The sequence below is a fragment of the Antarcticibacterium flavum genome (assembly GCF_006159205.1).
Taxonomy (GTDB): Bacteria; Bacteroidota; Bacteroidia; order Flavobacteriales; family Flavobacteriaceae; genus Gillisia; species Gillisia flava.
On the sequence record NZ_CP040812.1, the window covers coordinates 3124183 to 3145961 of the forward strand.

Sequence of the window (21779 nt, forward strand, 5' to 3'; positions counted from 1 at the left end):
CTTCTTCATTAACATTTTCTATAATAGGATTTTCTTCTGTAGATACTACTTCCCCATTTCCATTTGTCCAGGTAAATTGTATTGGTTGCCGCCCCCTGTAATATTTGCATATAATTCTAAAGTTCCTCCACTACAGTGAGGTGAATTACTATCAGGATCTATGGAAAATACAATAGGCTCCAGGGTTCCAAATGATATATCATCTAGGCCGAAATCGTTTCCATCTCTTATAGTTTCTAAATTTATAATTTCAAGTACAGCCGAGGTTGCATTTCCAGAATTCCAAAAAGGGTTGCTGTAAAATTTAACCCATTCGCCGACAGGCCTTCCCCGAAGATCGGCAATAGAACCAGTGGCTTGACCATTAACACGGAATTGTAATCTTGCAGGGGTTTTTGGGTTAACATTCATCCCCCAGGCATTAAAATAATAATTGGTATTGGGCTGGATATTTTCAATGGTTTGTCTCCAGATCACCTTTCCTGTGCCGGGAGCTCCATTTATAATCATAAATCTACCATTGCCAGTTGTATGATCTTTTCCATTAAAATCATTATGATAAGCCCTCGCATCTCTATCTACAGCAAAATCACCTTCCGGATATAGATCACCCGAACCTGTCCTGTTTCTATATTCCGTATAAAATCCTGAAGCACCGGCTTCAAAATCTCCATTAACAATTAATTCATCTGAAATATTTATGGAACCTGATCCTGTACAACCAAACTCATCAATAACGGTAAGAGAGTAGGTTGACGCAATTTCTACTTCCAATTTTCTTCCTCTGCCCAAAATCTCACCCCCAGACTCCCACATATAGGAAACATATTCATTATCGGATATCAATTCAATAAATCTTGAATCTCCACAATAATTAGGGGTAATTGTCACCGCTGGAGGTTGCCTTACAATTACTTTAACTGAATCACTACCAGGACATCCAGTTCCTGGATCAGTATAAGTGGCTGTATAAACGGTAGTTTGGGAAGGTGAAATATTTGTAGGATTTATTTCAGTAGAGGTCCATTCACTAACGTCAGCCGTCCATTCAACTTCTGGTGCCGCAGTTCCGGTTCCGGTAATAGAAAAATTATCAATTGCCCAATACCAATCATTATTTGCATTGTGGTATCTAAATCTAATTTGAACATTTCTGAATCCAATTAAATTATTAATGGAATAGGTCCTTTTCATAAAATTATTCGCCTCACCATCACTAGATCTAAAATCATCTAATTCCAGCCATCCATTCCAGGTTCCACTATTTCTTTGTGTTCTAAATTCTAAATAACCCCTGTCATCAAGAGTTCCTCCGCCTCCGTCCTTATAAACATGCCAAAAACTTAATTCGAGGGAATTATAATTCTGGGTATTAAATGTTGGACTAACTAAATTTACATTACTAAAAGTTCCAGAGCTTGTATTACTGTTTACTAGAAAAAATTGAGAATTGTCATTTGATTGAAAATATGTAGTCTGTGGTTGGCAGCCAAAAAAAAGCTGTAACAAAGTACAAGTTGTAGCGGAAGCAACTTCTTCTTGGCTATTACCTAAACGCCAACGTCTATTGCTGTATTGTTGTTCTGTAGTCCAGCCATGACTGTTATTGTTGAAATTTGAATTTATTAGAACGGATGGGACATTGGATTCATTAGGAAATGACGTATTCGAAAATAAATTTACACTTCCTCCCGGACATATTTCTATTTCGTTACTCACTGGGTTTTCTCCGGCTTTGGCAACTAAAACTTCTGTGTCAGGAGAGGGGGTTACTGTAACGGTAACATTATAAACCTGGGGATTTTCACAATTATTTGAAGCTAAAATATATCTATATGTCACACCCAAAATTTGATTGGTGGTATTAACCAAAGTTTCATTTATACCTCCTGTACCTGAAGTTGCATTATTACTAATTCCTTCTACAGCTGCTCTCGACCATTTGAAAATTGTCCCACCCGTCAAACTGGTTGGGGTATATTCAAAAGGAAGTCCACTGCAAATAGACCCGGCATTCAATGCGCTGTTTAAAAGTGGGGTTGGTGTAACTGTTGTTTTAATTTGAGTGCTATAAAAACAGCCTGTAGGACTTACTAAATTAACATCGTAAACAACTTCAATTGGGTTTGTTGTAAAGTTTACTAATACTTCATTAATATTCCCTGATCCGCTATTTGGTGGAGTCGAAATACCCGAAATTTCAGCTCTGCTCCAATTAAATTCTGTTCCGGGAATATTACTGCTAAAGATATATTCAAAAGCGGTTTCTGAACAAAAACCTGGAACTTGTAATGCACTTGTCAATTGTGGTAAAGGGTTTTCAACAACCGTTACAGGCTTTATCACCGCACAACCACTATTTGTTGTTGCTTTGATATAATATGTGCCAGGGCCTACATTTTGAGGATTCTGTACACTACTAGTAGCTGCTTCATTATTCCAGTAAGTTAATGCAAGGCCTGTGGTGGATCCAGCGGTGATATCAGCATTTGTGAGATCTACTTGAGCAGGAGAACATACCGTATCAGGATTGGTAATAACAAGTTCTGGTGTAGGATTCACAGTTACAATAACATTTACCGGCGCCCCTTCGCAGCCTTTTGCTACAGGAATCACTTTGTAGGTAACAGTTCCTGGTGTTGTTCCGGGATTTAAAAGGATTTGCTGGATTTTGTTCCCGGTGCCCTCACTTGCACCTGTAATTCCACCTGTTGAGGTAACAGTCCATTTAAAGGAGGTTCCAGAAACTGTACCTGTTAGATTAATGTTTGTAGACCCCCTGAACAAATAGCCTGAGAAGCAGGAGAAACGGAAACATTGGGGGTTGGATTAACTGTTACATTATATGTTACCGGGGTTCCTGTACAACCATTTGCTTTAGGAGTTATAGTTATGGTAGCATTTCCGGTTAAGGGAGTAAATGTTGGAATTTCTGTTACACTGGTCTTATTTGATAAACCAATTGCCGCACCTCCTGTTATGTCATATTTTAATCCTGTAGGAAAGCCTTCTAAAGGAAGGGGTGGTGCAGAAACCCCATTACAATAAATTTGATCTGCCGGAGCGGTGACTTTTGGGAATGGATTTATTGTAATAGTAAAAGTTTCAGAATTTCCTTCACAACCGCTCGCCATTGGGGTTGTTGTAATTGTGGCCGTAATAGGTGAATTGGATTCATTAATGGCTTTGAAGACCGGAATAGTACCCTGACCGGTGGTAGCTAAACCTATGTTAGCATTTGAGTTTTCCCATGTAAATTCTGTGCCTTCTACATTAGATACAAAAACAGGTATATTTACATCTTCTCCGGCACAAACTACAATGTTTTGTGGTATTGTAAGAGATGGAATAGGGTCTATGGTTATTGTAAAATTAACCGGGGTACCTTTACAATCATTTCCTATTGGGATTACAGTAAAATTTGCAGTAACAGATTTATTAGTAATGTTTTTTGCCTGAAACTGGGGTATGTTCCCGGTACCACTTGCGGAAATTCCAATATCCAGATTATTTCCATTTATATCCTTGTAAAACCATTCGTAATTTTTATTATCCAGGTCATTACCTGAAAAATCAATTGCGTCTATTTGCTCGAGATGGCAGTAGGAATTACCGTTAATTGAAGGTACATCAACAGTGGGCTCCGGAATAATAACTTTTTGTTCTGCAGTAACCGAATTGTTGGAAGAATCGGTAAAAGTCCAGGTTATAGTATAAGTTCCAAAACTATCAAATTCTAAAGGATCGGAGGTAGTTCCTGTAATGGTACCATCACAATTATCAGTGGTTGTGGGAAAATCTGTGATTTCTTTGCCACAACTCCAGGTGAGATCGGGTATAGTAGGTTTGATTGGAGCCTCATTATCAGTTACAACAATGGTTTGAGTAACCGGTGTTGCTTCAACGCCGTTAATATCAGTTACATTCCAGGTGATTGTCGTTGAACCTACGGGGTAGGCTGCATTCAAAGCCAACCCATCACTTCTGGTTCCTGAAGGATTGCCCACGCTGCAATTATCGGTTGCCGTAGCACTCACGGTTACAACTGCGCCACAGGTTCCTGCATCGCTATTTACATTCAGGTCACCGTTGTGAGTAATTACGGGTTTTTCATTATCAGTTACGACAATGGTTTGAGTAACCGGTGTTGCGTCAACGCCGTTAATATCAGTTACATTCCAGCTGATTGTAGTTGAACCTACGGGATAAGCTGCAGTCAAAGCGAGCCCATCACTTCTTGTTCCTGAAGGATTACCCACGCTGCAATTATCGGTTGCCGTAGCACTCACGGTCACAACTGCGCCACAGGTTCCTGCATCGCTATTTACATTCAGGTCACCGTTGTGAGTAATTACGGGTTTTTCATTATCAGTTACAACAATGGTTTGAGTAACCGGTGTTGCGTCAACGCCGTTGCTATCAGTTATATTCCAGGTGATTGTCGTTGAACCTACGGGGTAGGCTGCATTCAAAGCCAACCCATCACTTCTGGTTCCTGAAGGATTGCCCACGCTGCAATTATCGGTTGCCGTAGCACTCACGCTCACAACTGCGCCACAGGTTCCTGCATCGCTATTTACATTCAGGTCACCGTTGTGGGTAATTACGGGTTTTTCATTATCAGTTACAACAATGGTTTGAGTAACCGGTGTTGCGTCAACTCCCTTTGCATCTGTAACACTCCAGGTGATAGTCGTTGAACCTACGGAGTAGGCTGCATTCAAAGCCAACCCATCACTTCTGGTTCCTGAAGGATCACCCACGCTACAATTATCAGTTGCCGTAGCACTGACAGTGACTGCTGCGCTACAAGTTCCTGCATCGCTATTTACATTTTGATCACCGTTGTGAGTGATAACGGGTTTTTCATTATCGGTCACGGTCACAATTTGAGTGGCTGTAGCAGTATTATCAGAATTATCAGTTACTGTCCAGGTAACGGTTGTACTTCCCACTGGGAAATCTGCAGGGGCATCATTAGTAGTATTTTTAATTCCGCAATTATCATTGGTAGTGGGTGTGCCTAGGGTGACCCCTGAAGCTTTACATGTATTATTATTCGTATTAACAGTTACTGTTGCAGGTGCAGTGATAGTAGGATGTTGTTTATCCTCTATAGTTATAGAAGTAGTCTCTGGAGAAGAAGAGATTCCTTCAGCATCTATAACGATGATGGTATAGGAGCCAGGCAATAAATTGCTGATATTTTTTTCTGTACTTGAGAAAGTTCCAGGGCCGGTCCATTCATATTTTAAATCTCCTGTTCCACCAGTTACATTTATTGCAATGGCCCCGTCGTTATTTCCTTCACAGGTGGCTGGAGTTATTTCTCCAAAGGTGACTATTGGTTGTGCAGCTTTAGTTGTTGGTGACATCTTTATACCGCTAACTGCCGGAAGAGGAATGGGGCTGATCTTGCTTCTGCTAATAATTACAGCTTTACTGTTTATTTCAACAACAGGTATGGCCTCCTCAACTTTTTCTGAAAAGATCTTTTTCTGAACGATCTCCCTTAAGTTAAGGTTAGTGGTTTCCGATAAGATAAAATTGGTAAAACCAAAAAATGTTATAAGAACAAAAATGGCTTTCACCCGGGGGTAATTTTGCCCATACGCTAAACCTTTATAAATATTTGCTAAAATTAGATATAAAAATTTAGAAATAAGATGTTTACAAATAATTTTTAAGGTTTAAATACGTTTTTAATCGTCAAAATGCAGGATAACGAGGTGGATTGAGAGAAAATACGCGTTAAAATCTTTAAGATTTTTTAGAAGTTACATTTTAATACCATGATCACACTTTATAACCATTCAAGTTAATTATATAAAAAAATCCTTAAATTCAATAAGGATTTTTTCTACGCAAATTTAACCAGGAATTTCCTTTTGGAAGAGACTAGTCTAGCCGTTTGAACTATCCAAACTTTATTTAAATTTTATTTTAAAAATTGGGTTTTCTGTTTTCTCCATTTCCACCATATTTTTGGAGGTAATTTTTAAAGGTTCCCCTTCCGTATCCATAGTTCCACTTAAGAAACTTACATTTTCCATAGGTTTTTGACTGGTAAGCATGATCTTGTCACCGGAAATCATGAAAGAATAATTTCCAGTACCATTATCTACTGTTTCCCAACCCATATTTGGCCTATCCCAATCTGACCAGGTGTAAACTTCAGGTTCATTTGTATCGATTAAAACTATATGAGTTCTATATGGGATATCTTCTTTTGAACAAGAAGTGAAAAATGCCAAACATATTATGAGGGCAGTGATGGTAAAGTAGTTAATTCTGTTTTTCGTAGAGAATAAGTAGATATTTGACATAGTATAGCTTGTAACTAATCAGTATCTAATATAGTTGTTTTTGAAGCATGACAAAAAGGCTTTAAAAAGTTTTGTCTTCATGCCACATAGTCTGTTGTTATTTTTGTTCAAAGCTTGTTTGTTTCGTATTTTCATGGTGTGGATATAGAAGTGCTTATAAGGCGACTTGAAGCTTTGGAGAAAAAAGTAGAAACCCTTGAAAAGGAGAACGCTTCTCTAAAGGAGCGGCTGGCTAAATACGAGAACCCCAAGAACAGCCGTAACAGTTCCATTCCTCCTTCTAAGGATGAGAATCGTCCTGCAAAGAATCAGAGTTTGCGCACACCCTCTGGCAAAAAACCCGGAGGTCAAAAAGGACGAGAGGGCAAGACTCTTGAAATGAAAGCCTTTCCGGATGTTGTTATTGAACTACAACCCGATTATTGCAATAATTGTGGGGCATCCCTTCAAGATAGGCTGTCTATAAAAGGGAATTCCCGACAAGTAGTGGATATCCCGCCCATTAAAGCGGTATATACAGAGTACCAGAGATTCAGTAAAATATGTAAATGTGGATGCCAGAATACTGCAGATTTCCCACAGAGGGTCAATGCTCCTGTAAGTTATGGGGAAAATATCGAAGCACTTATTGCTTATTTCCATGCCCGCCAACATTTGCCCTTTGCTAGAATGAAAGAAACTTTCAACAATATTTTCGGTGTTAATATCAGTGAAGGCGGTATTCATTATTTACTCAATAAGTTCGGGCAAAAGACTACTCCTGTATATGAAATTATCAAACAACGTGTACAGCAAAGCTATGTAGTTGGTACCGATGAGACCGGGGTGAAGGTCAATGGCAAAAAGCACTGGTTTTGGACCTGGCAAACCTCTAAACTTACTTTCATAACCCATTCTAATAATAGGGGAAGTGAGACCATCAACAGGGAATTCCCTCTGGGATTTCCCCAAAGCACGTTAGTGCACGACGGGTGGAAGGCACAACTTAAAACCACTTCCCAAAACCATCAAAGCTGTTTGGCACATTTACAACGTGCTTTAAATTATCTTGACCAGCGGTACCCCAACGATAATTGGGGTAAAGATTTTAAAAACTTACTTTCCCGCTCCTTGAAACTCAAAGATAAATTAGAACTTCAAAACCGGGAACATCAATTGGAAAGGACTTCCATTATACAGAATCTTGATTATTTATTGGAGAGGCCACCCGAGAGGAAAAACAAAGAACTCTATACTTTTTATAAAAGAATGTGCAGGGAAAAACAATACCTGTTCACATTCCTCTTCCTGGACGATGTGCCTTCGGACAACAATGCATCCGAGCGTGCAATACGTAATGTGAAGGTAAAACAAAAAATATCGGGGCAATTCAAAACAGAAAAGGCAGCACAGAACTTTGCAAAAATAAGATCTGTTATAGACACTACAATCAAAAGCGGATTAAACGTTCTAGAAAGCCTGAATCTATTAGCTAAGATACATTTAGATTTACAAACTGATTAGTTACTATAGCTTTTACTGTTGAAATTATTTATAAATAAATTTTAGTAAATTAATCTTAAGCTTTAATAGCCGTCGATTGTTGCTATAGCAAGTTTCTCAAGGATATAGGAAACTGGTAGGTATGTTCTTTAAAAACCGGGGGGCTTTTTATTGTTTTTTAAAAGTACCTTATATTATCTGGGTGAAAAAATTAATTCGACCAGGGGTTCATTTATTCGTTGAAGAATTACATTTTTAATATTTGTAGGAGTCAATAGATACTCTCGTTTAAAGAAGTATTCTATAAAATCATAAAAGGTTTAATAATATATAATATTTCGCGACATTTGGAAGGCATTCTTTTTCGCTATTCATATCGTTATTTTCTATTAAGTATGACTTTCGACGATTGTCAACTAGATCTCGGTGAAGAAGTTCTTACAGATTTAATTTTTTACAAATAACTGAAGTCATCCAGTTCTAAACTTTCTCTATTTTGAATGCATTTATAAAAGTTCAAAAACTCGAAAATTTAATTACTTATAATAATCTTTTTCGTTATCACTGTATTTTCCCCGTAAAGTTTGATAATATATACGCCTGAACTGTAACTTCTCACCGGTAACCTCACTTCTTTTTCGTGAGATACATTCCTGTAAGTAGTTATAAGATTGCCATTAACGTCAAACAGGTGCAGGTCATTAAGTGGGATCTGGTCCGGATTAAGGATCTGGAGCTCTCTCACATTATGTCCATGCCTAACATTGAGTTCTATTGCATCCACAATGTCCCCGTCACCACCACCCGGATCAACCGGAAGCTGCTCTTCGTAGTAGAAGATGATTTCGAAGCGGTCATGGATGTAACCACCCTTTGCAGTGGTGGTATAAGCTCGTTTTGTAAGATTGTGTACCGAATCATTGAGTTTATCGTTGATGTGTATCCGGCCCACCAACTGCATCTTTTAACTTAGCATGATTTTATTTACAGGATGCTCTTTTTGGTAAATTTGATTTATCCTTGCTGTAATTTCTTGTAATTCTGCGGGTACAGATTCCGGATGTCTTTATGGTTGATGGACATAATATTCTCCAGGGTGTACTTGAGCCATTCATATGGGTTTACCTCGTGTTTTTTGCAGATCGCAAAGAAGGAGTACATTATTGCACCACGTTGAGCTGCATCATCAGAACCTGCAAACAGGTAGTTTTTTCGGCCTAGTGCCAGTTTTCTAATGGCATTTTCAATAAGGTTGTTATCTATTTCCAGGATTCCATCATAGAGGTAAGCGCTGAGCTGATCCCAGCGATCCATGGAATATCGGAAGGCTTTTCCGATAGGACTCTTGGGAAGAATCAACTGATGCTTCATCTGTTGGAACATCCATTTGGCAAATTCATTAATAATGGGTAATGCATTTTCCAGGCGCAGGGATTTACGCTGTTCCGGGCTTAAGTTGTGTTCTCGCGCTTGAGCTTCCACCGCGTAGAGTTTTTGGATGAAGCTCAGGGCTATTTCGGCACGTTCCCTGTCATTATCCTTTGCTTTATCAAATTCTCTTCTGGCATGGGCCCAGCAGTTCAGGTGGGTAACCCCCTCCCGCTTGCCAATCTTGTCATAGGCAGCATAGCCATCACTTTGGAGGTAGCCTTTAAAATCAGCCAGTACATGGTCGGCAGCCTCTCGGCTTCGTCCCCGGTGATAATCAAAGAGTACGCTTCCATCCATAGGGTTATGGTACACCCAATAGTAGCCCTGGTGGGTGGTGCCTTTTTTATTCTTGTCGATTACTTTTATCGGGGACTCATCCGCCTGGAGGTACCCCATTGACCTGGTGTCCTCCAATAGATGTTGATAAAGGATATCTAATATTTTAAGACTTTGCCTGGTCCAGCCTTCTAAAGTGGAAGAGGCAATGGGGATATCTGCTCTTTTAAAGCGTTGCAGTTGCCGGTAAAGCGGGAGATGATCCTCATACTTATCGACCAGAATGGAAGCCAGGAGTCCGGCTCCCGGAATGCCTTTTTCAATCACCCGCTCGGGCAATTCTCCAATGATTACTCCTTCTTTATTTTTAGGAGCATACTTATAGCGGATGTAACGTTTGATGTAGTATTTAGCTGGCTCGTATTCCAGCTCATTGGTCACTTCCTTGCCGATACAGATCATATCGGTGATATCTTCCTGGGGATAGATTTCAATTTCTTCTACCGGAAGATGCTCAGGCAGGGCCATTCGCCCTTTATGGACGGAAGTTCTTTTGCGACGCTCATAGCTGAGCTTCTCTTTTAACTCGGCTTCTTGTTTTTCCGCTTTTTCCGGCTCCATCTCAAAGGGAAGACTCATCTGGTTTTTATCCCCTTCGAAGCGTTCCCTTTTTTGACCAAAAGCCAGGCGCTTATAATAAGCTAATTGGAATTTAAGATCGATATTTTCTTTTTCTGCTTTCGCCCTTCTCTCAGTCTCCTTATCAAGGAGTGCCAAAAGCTCATCTTTAGTAAGATTTTCTATGGGTTTTTGCATGGGTTAAAGATACGAAAACCACACTTTTAAACCTATTGTCAACCCTTGTTTTTACTGGGTTTTTGTTACTTTTTTATCTGGGATACCTCAGTTTCTGATGGGCTTTTTTTACCTGCAGGCCTTCCACCATAAGCACCAGTTCTGACCAGGTCATACCATGGTTATTTCCTTTAAAAACCGGCGGGGTAAAACTGCCCTGTTCCAAGCGTTTGTAGTACAATACAAAACCCCCGGCTTCCCAGTGCAGGAGTTTAAGGTGCGTGCGGTTACGGTTCAAAAAAATAAACACATCGCCACTGGTTGGTTCCCTGCCAAGTTCATTTTTTACCAGTCCGCTCAGGCCATTAAAAGATTTTCGCATATCACAGGCTTTGGGATAAAAGTGATATTTATGGAACGAGCTTAGGGCAAACATTAATAAAGCCTGAGAAGTTTACTGATCAGTGGAAGTTGTGAGACCTCAAGTATTAGCCGGATCCCATTAGGATAAATAAGTTCCAGGTTTCCATCCTTAACAGTGTTAGGACTGATAACTATAAATCCTCCACTCCCGGGTGATTCATTGCGGGCTTTCTTTTTTTTCCAGTAATAAAATGTGGAGAGTACCAACCCTTTAGTTTCACAAAATTCTCTCCCGTTTAGAGAACCACTTTCAAATTCATCGATCAAGGCAAACATTTCTTGTTCTTTACTCATTTTATTTGTTTTTGAGCAAAGCTATATTCAGGCTAGGTTTTTAGCAATATGCACTTTGTGGGGTGGATACGTTGATGTAGACATTTGGTAATTCAGCAAAATTTTCGAGGGAATCAATTTGTATGGTAAACTTACCTTCTTCTTTTAATACTACACCTAAAGGTAGTACCTGATCTTCATTAAAATGACCAACTCCTTGTATGACAAGCCAATTATTTCCCTGTAGCCAGTACATGTCTTCTTCTTGATAATCAAAAATAGGTGCATCATAACCGAGGTCAAAATCATTGGAGGCCGCTGGGGTAGCTCCAACCAAAATTTGGCGGTTATATCCTAAAGGGGATCGATAGGAAATTCTTATTTTTTCTATATTCTCATTTTTAGGTCTTTTTGTATGAACCTCTGGTCTCAGAAAGATTGATTCTGTTCCCTCTTTTTCATATCCTCTTTGACTATTTTTGAATTGAATTACCCCACTTATAATACTATAATTTCCATTTCCCTTATTTGCTGAATTAATAAAAAAGGACTGACCCACAGGAATATAGTATCCAGGTTTTCTATTACTTTTTTGATCTGTACTATCAATTCTGTTATCGTTGGAGATGCCACCTACACCACCTGTTAAATTTAGTGAAGCATAACCTCCAACGTAATCTTCGAGATAATGGGAGTTTTTTTCACCAAAATGATCCCAGAAATATAGATTTCCATCGAATAAATCATAATCGCCCCTGCCTACAGTTGTTCCAGTCGAATCTTTTATACTTTTAATATTATCTTTTATGAATTCTCTTGCATCTAATGCAGATGGGTAAGGATTTCCAATTAAATAATTACGCTCAGGAGAACTTACCAGCCTAATTGTTCCATTATTTGGAATTCCTGCAAAAGTATAATTTTGTGCTGCAGCAAGGCCTACTCCTCCTGATGTACCTTTCATTGTATAACCTTCTCCCACTTGGATATCCTTTTCACTACCGTGTCTAAAATTCCAAGAACCGTAATCATCAGCATTTCCATTAAATGTATTTATCCAATAATTACTTATCTTCCTTGGATTAGATAGCCCTCCATCTGCGAAAGCGTAACTATCTTCAAACTCAATATCTTTTGGAGTGCCGTCACTATTAAAATTAGTTCCATCTTTCATCACTAATTTTACTTGGTAGGCAGCATTCTTCGTACCAGGACTTACAGGAGATGACCAATAGTTATAATTAAAACTGTTAGCTGTTCCTTGTTGATCTCTATACAATATTCCCATACTAGCATCATCTACAATACTGCCTTCGGGTTGCAGAAGTTGGGATTCACCATTTAAATTAATAATGCCATTTAATTTTAAATAATGTGATATAAATAATTCATTTCCTGTACCTCCTGTTCCATTTATCCAACTGGTTGGGTTATAACCTTCCATATCAAGAATTCCGGTTTCAGAAATTAAACCTAATACTTTAATGTCCTTCATACCGGATAAGATATTATGGGAGGTTCTAACTATGTTCCAGGTGATCAAAGAATCTTTAATTCCTTTACTGTAAGGTGGATCCCAAACAGTATGATGAGTCCAGGTGCCTTGATTATTACACCAACTTCCATTTTCAAAAGATGTATAGGGCAGGGGAGCAGTATTTTCTTGATCATGGGTCATGTTTATAAGTCGACCTGGTTTTGAATTATCAGCCTCATTAGGGGTAGTACCATCTACCGGGTTAATATTTGCAACGATTAATTGATAGTATCCTGCTAAATTATTAAAACTTAAATCATTTAGAGGCATTGGAATTTCCACCCCTAAATGTACATTGTCCTGAAGACGCTGATTCATCATAAATCGAATTTGCTCTACCTTTAGACTTTTATCCCAGAATCTCACCTCCTCAATCCAGCCTTTAAAATGATTGCTGGCACTATCTGCGACTTTTGCTCCAATAAATGATTTGCCAACACCGCTGCTGCTAATAGTGCCCGTGGCTACTTTTATTCCATCAATATATAAATTGCCACTTGAACTGGCTGCAATGTGATACCACCTAACAGTATCAATAGAATGACTGGAAATAACAGAATTGAATCTTGGTTTACCTTCATCAAGTGAAAGTTCAAATCCTGGCCCACTTAAAATTGTTCCATTTAATTTTTCTGCTTTAATCCAGGCTTCATAACTAAAGCTATTTTTAACGTTTACATCACCTAGGTCTACTAAGTCATCTACACCATCAAAGATGAGATTCTCACAACCTTTAATAGTAACAGTAAAGCTATCAACAAATGGTTCACAATTATTAAGTGGTATCGCAGGTTCTCCTTCTGCAGCGCTAATATTAGCCGGTGTTATTGTCCAATTTATTGTATATGTGCCTGCGGGCGCGTTAAATATGATATTTCGTTTTGTGAGATCATCTCCGAGGAGTTGTCTAGAAGCTTCATCACTTAACCCATCTACAGTCCACTTTCCATTCGAAACTCCGGGGTGAGGTAAGGTTGAAATTTCTCCAACCTCTCCTTGATCCTTCTGGTATTGAGAAAAGATTTTTCCTTCTAGATTGATGGAGGTATTTCCGCATTGGAGATTTCCTTCCTCATCGATATTCTGTTCAGGACTAATATTAATCTCTGCAATGAAACTGTCATAAGCATATACATCTACATATGTAGTACCCCCCTCGCCTGTGCTTATGCAACCATTGATCATAGATACTACCGCGTATCTATTCCATCCAAGATGAGTAGGTGTGAATGTTTCATTTTGATTGTTACTAATAACTACGCCTGTATTAGGATCAACCCAAGCAATTTCTTCTTCAATTGGCGCATCGGGAACAGCAATATTATCAATAGCCCAAGAACTTCCTCCTTTTCCCACATAATAAAATCGTAAACGAAGGCCTGTCATACCAAAATATTCACTTAAATTAATTCTCTCTTCTGGAAAAGATGAAGCAAAAGGGCTTAGAGTTCCAGAATATTCGGCTAAAACAATGGTATAAGTGGCTCCTTCATCTAAAGACAGCTCTACTCGCGCAGAGGCGCCTTCCAATAACCGATAAGCATGATTGAAAGTTAAAAAGGTAGTTGCTAATCCTAATGTGTTAAAAATTGGAGTTTCTAGATAGCTATCATCGGTAATTCCGTGAACTATTGCGAATCTATTACCAGGACCACCATAATAATCAACATTCGAAAAAGTTCTGTTATTTGGAGTGGATTGAGTTAGCACGAAAGATGTAGGGCTTGTAGAACTGCCTCCTGTATTTAAACAATTTTCACACCCATCTGCATTCCATCCATTTTTTGGATTTGCACTTGGAAATCCCCCATCCCTGATCATATTAGCTTGCCAGGTAAAATTACTAGTAGCTTCAAGGCGGACACTTTTCCCTAAGCAGACTACAGTTTTATCCTGATCTACTGAGGGGGCAATATTCGGAATAATACTAACTATTGCTATTTCTGAGGAGGCTTCATTACAACTACCATTTTTAATAATGGCACGATAAATTCTCGTTATGTCAATTCCGCTATAATCTGAATAAGTTGTTTTTCCATCAGAATTAGGTGCTTCAGTCCATTGAGTGCTTGAATGGGTACGGTACTCCCATCTAACAACCTCGCCAGTTATTCCACTTAGGTTCATAGCGACAACAGAATCATCATTGGCCATATGGCATAACAATATATTAGTATCACTGGAGTTTCCAAAGGTTATTGTTCCACCCACACTTAAAGCATCTACAGTTATCGTAGCTTCTTCCGAAAATTTCTCACCGCAAACTCCATTTTGAACAACCGCGCGAAATTTTGTTGTTTCTGTCAAGTTATTATAAGCAAATGAGGTGCTGTTGTTCTCCGGGAATTTTATAATCGTTTCCCAATCATCAATTGAAGATTCCCACCGTATTACATTGCCACGATGACTTGTTAAATTAAGAAGACCAGAATTGGTGCCATAACAAACATTGGCATCCTCACTTGCAACTCCTCCCAGAGTCGGTTCGTCTACTTCAATTGTTATTTGGGATATATCCTCACATTCAAAATTATTTTTCCCTACAACAAAATATGTAGTTGTTTCCGTCGGGATCACGTTTAAAGTAGATTCTTCACCTAAAATAGCAGATTCAAGGGAGCCAGCTCTCCAGCTATATGTTGTCGCACCATTTCCAACAAGATTAATTGCAGTACCTTGACAAATTGAAACATTCTCCCCTTCCGGGTTTTCTTCAGTGGTAATTGTTACTTCAGGTAATTCATTAATAGTTACAGTAATTGCTGCTCGCTCACTCTCACATCCTTCAGCTGAAGTTTGACTTGTCCAATATGAAGTTACTTTTGCTTCCCCGGTATTTATCACAGGAGCAGCACCCATGGCTGTTGTTGCATCCACAGTTGCATACCAATTAATTGAACCTCCGTTAACTGGAGTTGCAAAAAAACCGGCTGCATTCTCTTCATTAAGGCAGTAAACCAAATTTGCGATTTGTGGAGCCGACGGTTTAGCATTAATTTTGATTTCAGTAGTGGCTTTAACCTCAGCACATCCTTCAGCAGGGGCTATAGTGTTTGTAATCGTATAAGTCCCAGGAGTACTGCCTGCTATATCAATTTCCCCGGTAGAGGTACTAGCGAAAACCAATCCAGATAGTGTAGAACTGAAGGTGCCTTTAACAGCATTGGTAGCCATTATAGGCAGGGGATTGCCAGAATCATTGCAAAATGTGGTATTCTCATAGGAGAAATCTGCTATTGGTTTTTCACCAATAGTTACGGTAAAATTGCGTGAAGCCACCTGGCAAACCCCCGAACTGGAATTTGCAGTAAAAGTATAGGTGATGATGTAATCACCGGGCACTTTACCTTCAGGAGAAAAGGATCCGTTTGAAGCATTTAATGTAAAATCATTTTTATCTACAGTAAAATTACCGTTACCATTATTTCCCAGATTGTCTCCATTTATATGAGGCATATAGGTGGTATTGTCGGTTTCGCAAAATTCACCGGAAACCGCCGTGTTATTACCTGTAATATAGCTGAATTCAGTAATTACCGGTTGTGGGATAATGGTGATAGTTTTAGTTGACGAAATTTCTGAACAGCCGTCTAGGCCCTGAACCTTAAGTATAAGGGTTATGTTACCGCTTGCACCATTCGGGGTGTATGTTGCACCCGTTAATTGGGTAGCATTCGAAATTGTTCCTTGCCCTGCGGGAACAGACCATTCAATTGAAGACTCGTTTGAAACTGCTACTCCGGTTGTAATATTTACCTCTTCACCTACCGAGCAGATTTCAATGTCTGCACCTATTGAGTCTATTACTGGTGCTGGATTTACACTGACTGCTGACGGAGTGGAAATAATCTGTGAGCATGTTTCCGCCGGGCTGCTAATTACCACATCATAGCTACCCGAATCATCAGGAGTTTGATTTGAAATAGTTAGCTCAGCTGTAGTAGCCCCAGAAATATTGCCACCATCAGAAAGTGGAACACCATTTTTTCTCCAGCGATACTCAGCAATAGGACCGGTAGCATTAATAGATAATACGATCGGGTCATCATCACTCTCACAGGTTAACACGGTTGCTAGTGGATGAATGGTAATTTCAGGTATAGGTATAATATTTATTGTAATTTGATCTGTTACAGAGCCGCAGGTGCCATATCCATTGGCTTGCAGTTGCAGTACGACATCACCAGATTCAGCAGCCCCGGGGACGTATGTCGCATTTAAAACTGTAGCGTCTGTAAAAGATCCTGAACCGGAAATAACTGTCCATTCCAGTGAGGAATAATTGTCAGCTTCTGCGCTTAAGGGTATTTCTGCCGCTGTGCTACAAATCGAAAAATCATTTGCAGTGACAACAGTAGGAGGATTGTAAACATTAATTGTCGCTATACCGGAAAATCCTTTTTGACATTCAAAGTAGGTAGGGTTAATTTCCACATCATAATCACCCAATTGGCTCAATTGAACATTTTCTAATAAGAGATTGGTGCCCACTTCCCCTTCAATTGGAGTCCAGTTTCCATTTGGCGGCCTGAACCTCCATTGATAATTAGGAGAACCATTTTTGGTAATTAGCATCCACTGTAAGAGTGACATTCTCTCCTATACACACTTCCTTACTTTGGGGATGAGTATTAACAACGATATTCAGGTCAACAATTAATTTTGCATCCTCTGATACAACCTTTGTACAAGGAGACGTACCACTTACTTCTACGAAATAAGTTCCCTGATCTTCATAGGCTACACTTGCAAAAAATAATTTTTCTGAAGTGGCTCCCGGAATAATTTCTGCTCCATCTCGTGCACGTTTAAACCATTGGTATGTCAAACCATCACCAGTGGCATCAACGGTAAATTCAACCCGGTTAGCGGAGCAAATGGTAACATCAATTGGATCCTGCAGTATTTCAACTTTTTCAAATACAGTAATTTCTACCGTATCTGTGACAACTGTACAAGGACCTGCGCCATCAGAATCTTCAGAAGTGAGAGTTAGGGTCACTGTTCCGGAGGTGATGCCGGGAGTATAGGTAGTAGTTAAAGAGTTTGCATTGGAGAAAGTTCCCGAAGGTGCACTCCAGGTACCAGAGGTAGTTCCCCCGGTTATAGAGCCAGCCAAAGAAATAGTGCCGTTGGAGCAAATTATTTGAGGGGCGCCGGCATCTACTGTAGTCGAAGGATTAATCGTTATGCTGAAAGTCTGCGGAGTTCCATCACAATTATTAGCTACCGGAGTAACAGTGATATTTGCGGTTATGGGAGTATTATTGCTGTTAGTTCCTATAAAAGAAGAAATATTTCCAGTACCACTTGCAGCCAATCCTATAGCCGTATTGTCATTTCTCCATTTATAAGTTGTTCCTGTCACATTACTTCCGGTAAAATTTATTGCTGATACCGTCCCTGCATTACACACAATTTGTTCTGAAGGCTTCGTGACCGTTGCTGTTGGATTGACTGTAATGCTGAAAGTCTGCGGAGTTCCATCGCAATTATTGGCTATCGGGGTAACGGTGATATTTGCAGTTATGGGAGCATTAGAATTGTTTGTTCCTGTAAAGGAAGCAATATTCCCAGTTCCAGTTGCCGCAAGTCCTATAGCCGTATTGTCATTACTCCATTTATAAGTTGTTCCTGTTACGTTACTTCCGGAGAAGTTTATAGCAGAAACAGCTGCTCCATTACAAACTGTTTGATCCGAAGGCTTCGTGACTGTTGCTGTTGGATTGACTATAATGCTAAAAGTCTGCGGAATTCCATCGCAACTATTGGCTATCGGGGTAACGGTGATATTTGCAGTTATGGGAGCATTAGTATTGTTTGTTCCATTAAAAGATTCAATATTTCCAGTGCCACTTGCAGCCAGTCCTATAGACGTATTATCATTACTCCATTTATAAGTTGTTCCTGTTACATTACTTCCAGTGAAATCTTTTGCTGATACCGTCCCTGCATTACCCACAATTTGATCTGAAGGCTTCGTGACTGTTGCTGTTGGATTGACTGTAATGCTAAAAGTCTGCGGAGTTCCATCGCAATTATTGGCTACCGGGGTAACGGTGATATTTGCAGTTATTGGAGCATTAGTATTGTTTGTTCCTGTAAAAGAAGCAATATTTCCCGTGCCACTTCCAGCCAATCCTATTGTCGTATTGTCATTAGTCCACTGATAAGATGTTCCAGAAACGTTGCTTCCGGAGAAATTTATAGCGGAAACGGTTTCTTCATTACAAATGGTTTGAACTGAAGGTTTAGTGACTGTTGCTGTGGGATTGACTGTAATGCTGAAAGTCTGCGGAGTTCCATCACAATTATTAGCTACCGGGGTAACGGTGATATTTGCAGTTATGGGAGCATTGGTATTGTTTGAAGCTGAAAAGGAAGAAATATTTCCTGTTCCACTTGCTCCCAATCCAATAGCTGTGTTATTATTTGTCCAATTATAAGTCGTCCCGCTAATACTACTTCCGGAGAAATTTATTGTCGGAACATTTTCTCCTGCACAAAAGGATTTGTCTGCGGGTTTCGTAACCGTAGCACTTGGATTAACCGTAATGCTAAAGGTCTGCGGAGTTCCACTGCAATTATTAGCGACCGGGGTAACAGTAATGTTTGCTGTAATTGATGCATTAGTCGTGTTTGTAGCAGAAAAGGCAGGTATATTCCCGGTACCGCTTGCAGCAAGTCCAATTGCTGTATTATTATTGGTCCATTGATAAGTCGTACCAGAAACGCTGCTTCCTGAGAAATTTATTGCTGTAACAGTTTCTCCCGCACAAACTGTTCGATCTGGAGGTTTAGTGACGATTGGATTTGGAGTTACTGTAATGACAGCGGAACTATTCAGGTCTTCCTTTTTGCTTGTACATGTACTCATCCAAGCCTGAACAAGATTTATAGTAGTGGTAGCAGTGATATTATTTAAAGTAATTGAACGCTTTCCTGAGCTGTCTAAGGTTGTTTGAGTGGTTGCACTACCGTCATTATATGTTACAATTGCATTTGCGGTTCCTGTAATTGTTAATGTCGCTGAATTACCAGAACAAATAGTAGTGGCGCCCGAAATAATGGCTGTTGGTTTCACGGAGCACCCCTGCCCAAACCCACTCCCCACACCAAGGAAAAAGAAAAGTCCAAAAATGGATACAGAAAGTAATTTTTTTCCCATAGTCGTATTGCATTAATATTTCCAATTGACGTGGGGGAGAATTGAAGATGATTATGTTCTGAATAAAGATATCAAGAGGGGATGAAAACATTAGTGGGGAGATAACAACTAATCTAGAGGAGGAGCGGTTAACAGTCTAAAGTACAGTAATTTAACTGAATTTTTAGATGTTTTCGGTGAACGGCCTTAATAATCGACAAAAGTTAGATGACTGGCTTTCAGGTCAATGAAATGAAAGAGGCTTAAAGGGAAAGCTTACAAATTATATGTTAATTTGTATTAAAAATTGTAGGAATTCTCAATGGCTTGTAATAAAAAAGGCTGCAGATTCATCATCTGCAGCCCTTATTTTAAAAATTTTATTAAAAATTATTCTCCCATAAATGGATATCTGTAATCTGTAGGAGTTACAAAGGTTTCCTTAATAACTCTTGGCGAAACCCATCTTAATAAATTAAGCTTGGATCCTGCCTTATCATTTGTACCGCTGGCTCTCGCACCACCAAATGGCTGCTGACCTACAACCGCACCGGTAGGCTTGTCATTGATATAGAAGTTTCCGGCAGCGTTCTGCAAGGCTTTTGTTGCCTGTGCGGCAGCATACCGGTCCTGTGAAAGGATCGCTCCTGTAAGTCCATAAATACTATCGTCTACCAGCTTGAGAGTTTCTTCCCACTGGTTATCCTCGTAAACGTAAATTGTAACTACAGGTCCAAATAATTCAGTACACATTGTGCTATATTTTGGATTGGTGGTTAAGATTACCGTTGGTTGGATAAAATATCCTTTAGATTTATCATAATCTCCACCCACTACTATTTCAGCATCCTTATCTTCTTTTGCCTGGTCTATGTAAGAAGCCAGTTTGTCAAATGAACCTTCGTGAATAACGGCGGTGATAAAGTTCTTCATATCTTCCGGTGATCCCATTTTAAATGAGTTTACATCTTCCACCACGTAACCTTTTACTTCTTCCCACATGCTTTTTGGAATGTAAACCCTGGATGCAGCACTGCATTTCTGTCCCTGGAATTCAAAAGCTCCCCTGGAAATGGCTGTCGCCACCTGCTTTGGCCTTGCGCTTGGGTGGGCAAGGATGAAATCCTTTCCACCTGTTTCCCCAACTATGCGAGGGTAGGTTTTGTAATTATGGATATTCTTTCCAATTTTTTCCCAGATGCCTTTGAAGACATCGGTACTTCCTGTAAAATGCACTCCGCTAAAGTCCCGGCTGGCAAGTACAGTATCGGTGATCATCACAGGATCTCCCATTACCATGTTAATCACTCCATCTGGCAACCCGGCTTCCTTGAAGATCTCCATAATGACCTGTGCAGAATACACCTGGCTGTCACTTGGCTTCCATACCACTACATTGCCCATTAAAGCTGCACTGGCAGGAAGGTTTCCTGCGATGGCAGTAAAATTGAACGGAGTGATGGCATAAACGAATCCTTCAAGTGGCCGGTATTCCAGCCTGTTCCAGGTCCCCGGTAGTGATTCCGGCTGCTCTTCATAGATCTGGGCCATATATTCCACATTAAAGGTAAGGAAGTCTATAAGCTCACAGGCAGAATCGATCTCTGCCTGGAAAATATTCTTTGACTGCCCAATCATTGTGGCCGCATTGATCTTTGATCTGTAAGGCCCGGCAATAAGATCGGCTGCCTTTAGAAATATAGCCGCTCTTTGTTCCCATTCAAGATCTGCCCATTTGGTGCGGGCTTCAAGAGCTGTAGAGATCGCTTTTTCAACATGGCTTTTGTTGGCCTTATGAAAGGTTCCCAGGTTGTGCTGGTGGTCATGAGGCGGGTGCATGGTCGTGGTGTCCCCGGTCTTAATTTCCTCAGATCCTATATATAAAGGAACTTCTACCGTGGAGTTCCATAGCTCTTTGTAGGTTTTTAATACTTCTTCTCTTTCGGGTGTTCCGGGAGCGTATGATTTAATAGGCTCATTCACTGCCGTAGGAACTTGAAAAAATCCTTTTCCCATAATATTTTTACTTTTTTAGTTTGAAATTTTAAGGTTCGTAAAGGTAAAAAAATTAACCGACTTAAACTTGAAG

General features: G+C 39.7%; 11 protein-coding genes and 1 pseudogene. 1 reads left to right on the forward strand and 11 read right to left on the reverse strand.

Going from position 1 to position 21779, the window contains the following annotated elements:
- Positions 1-19: 19 nt before the first annotated feature.
- The 4 genes and pseudogenes from FHG64_RS20015 to FHG64_RS13525 form a co-directional block, all read right to left on the reverse strand.
- Positions 20-64: pseudogene (locus FHG64_RS20015) on the reverse strand (hypothetical protein); the annotation flags it as partial.
- The gene (locus FHG64_RS13515) at positions 46-2787 is read right to left on the reverse strand and encodes a PKD-like domain-containing protein (protein ID WP_139066901.1); all 2742 of its coding nucleotides are present in this window, start codon (positions 2785-2787) and stop codon (positions 46-48) included. The gene FHG64_RS13515 and the pseudogene FHG64_RS20015, both read right to left, overlap by 19 nt.
- Positions 2757-5591 (reverse strand): beta strand repeat-containing protein, encoded by a 2835-nt coding sequence (locus FHG64_RS13520; RefSeq protein WP_139066902.1) that lies wholly within the window; start codon positions 5589-5591, stop codon positions 2757-2759. The genes FHG64_RS13515 and FHG64_RS13520 overlap by 31 nt, the downstream gene beginning before the upstream one ends.
- Before the next feature lie 336 nt (positions 5592-5927).
- Positions 5928-6326, reverse strand: coding sequence for a hypothetical protein (locus FHG64_RS13525; protein ID WP_139066903.1), 399 nt, complete (start codon positions 6324-6326; stop codon positions 5928-5930).
- Positions 6327-6476: 150 nt separating this feature from the next.
- Here FHG64_RS13525 and tnpC (FHG64_RS13530) point away from each other — a divergent pair, with 150 nt between their 5' ends.
- Positions 6477-7829 (forward strand): IS66 family transposase, encoded by a 1353-nt coding sequence (gene tnpC / locus FHG64_RS13530; RefSeq protein WP_394344225.1) that lies wholly within the window; start codon positions 6477-6479, stop codon positions 7827-7829.
- 511 nt (positions 7830-8340) lie between these two features.
- On the opposite strand, the gene FHG64_RS13535 is transcribed toward tnpC (FHG64_RS13530), so the two are convergent.
- The 7 genes from FHG64_RS13535 to pruA form a co-directional block, all read right to left on the reverse strand.
- Positions 8341-8769: a T9SS type A sorting domain-containing protein gene (locus FHG64_RS13535; protein ID WP_139066905.1), complete on the reverse strand. Its 429-nt coding sequence runs from the start codon at positions 8767-8769 to the stop codon at positions 8341-8343.
- A 53-nt stretch (positions 8770-8822) separates the two neighbouring features.
- A complete protein-coding gene (tnpC, locus tag FHG64_RS13540) occupies positions 8823-10331 on the reverse strand; it encodes an IS66 family transposase (protein ID WP_139065970.1) in 1509 nt (502 codons plus the stop codon).
- Positions 10332-10404: 73 nt separating this feature from the next.
- Positions 10405-10746: an IS66 family insertion sequence element accessory protein TnpB gene (gene tnpB, locus FHG64_RS13545; protein ID WP_139065971.1), complete on the reverse strand. Its 342-nt coding sequence runs from the start codon at positions 10744-10746 to the stop codon at positions 10405-10407.
- Positions 10746-11027 carry an IS66 family insertion sequence element accessory protein TnpA gene (gene tnpA / locus FHG64_RS13550; protein ID WP_139065972.1) on the reverse strand — a complete coding sequence of 94 codons (282 nt, stop codon included), beginning with the start codon at positions 11025-11027 and terminating at the stop codon, positions 10746-10748. The genes tnpB and tnpA overlap by 1 nt, the downstream gene beginning before the upstream one ends.
- Positions 11028-11067: 40 nt before the next feature.
- Positions 11068-17118, reverse strand: a complete 6051-nt coding sequence (locus FHG64_RS13555; protein ID WP_168191367.1) for a LamG-like jellyroll fold domain-containing protein — start codon at positions 17116-17118, stop codon at positions 11068-11070.
- Positions 17090-19711: a beta strand repeat-containing protein gene (locus tag FHG64_RS13560; protein ID WP_139066907.1), complete on the reverse strand. Its 2622-nt coding sequence runs from the start codon at positions 19709-19711 to the stop codon at positions 17090-17092. Before FHG64_RS13560 ends, FHG64_RS13555 begins: the two co-directional genes overlap by 29 nt.
- Before the next feature lie 369 nt (positions 19712-20080).
- Positions 20081-21706 carry an L-glutamate gamma-semialdehyde dehydrogenase gene (pruA, locus tag FHG64_RS13565; RefSeq protein WP_139066908.1) on the reverse strand — a complete coding sequence of 542 codons (1626 nt, stop codon included), beginning with the start codon at positions 21704-21706 and terminating at the stop codon, positions 20081-20083.
- Positions 21707-21779 lie beyond the last annotated feature (73 nt).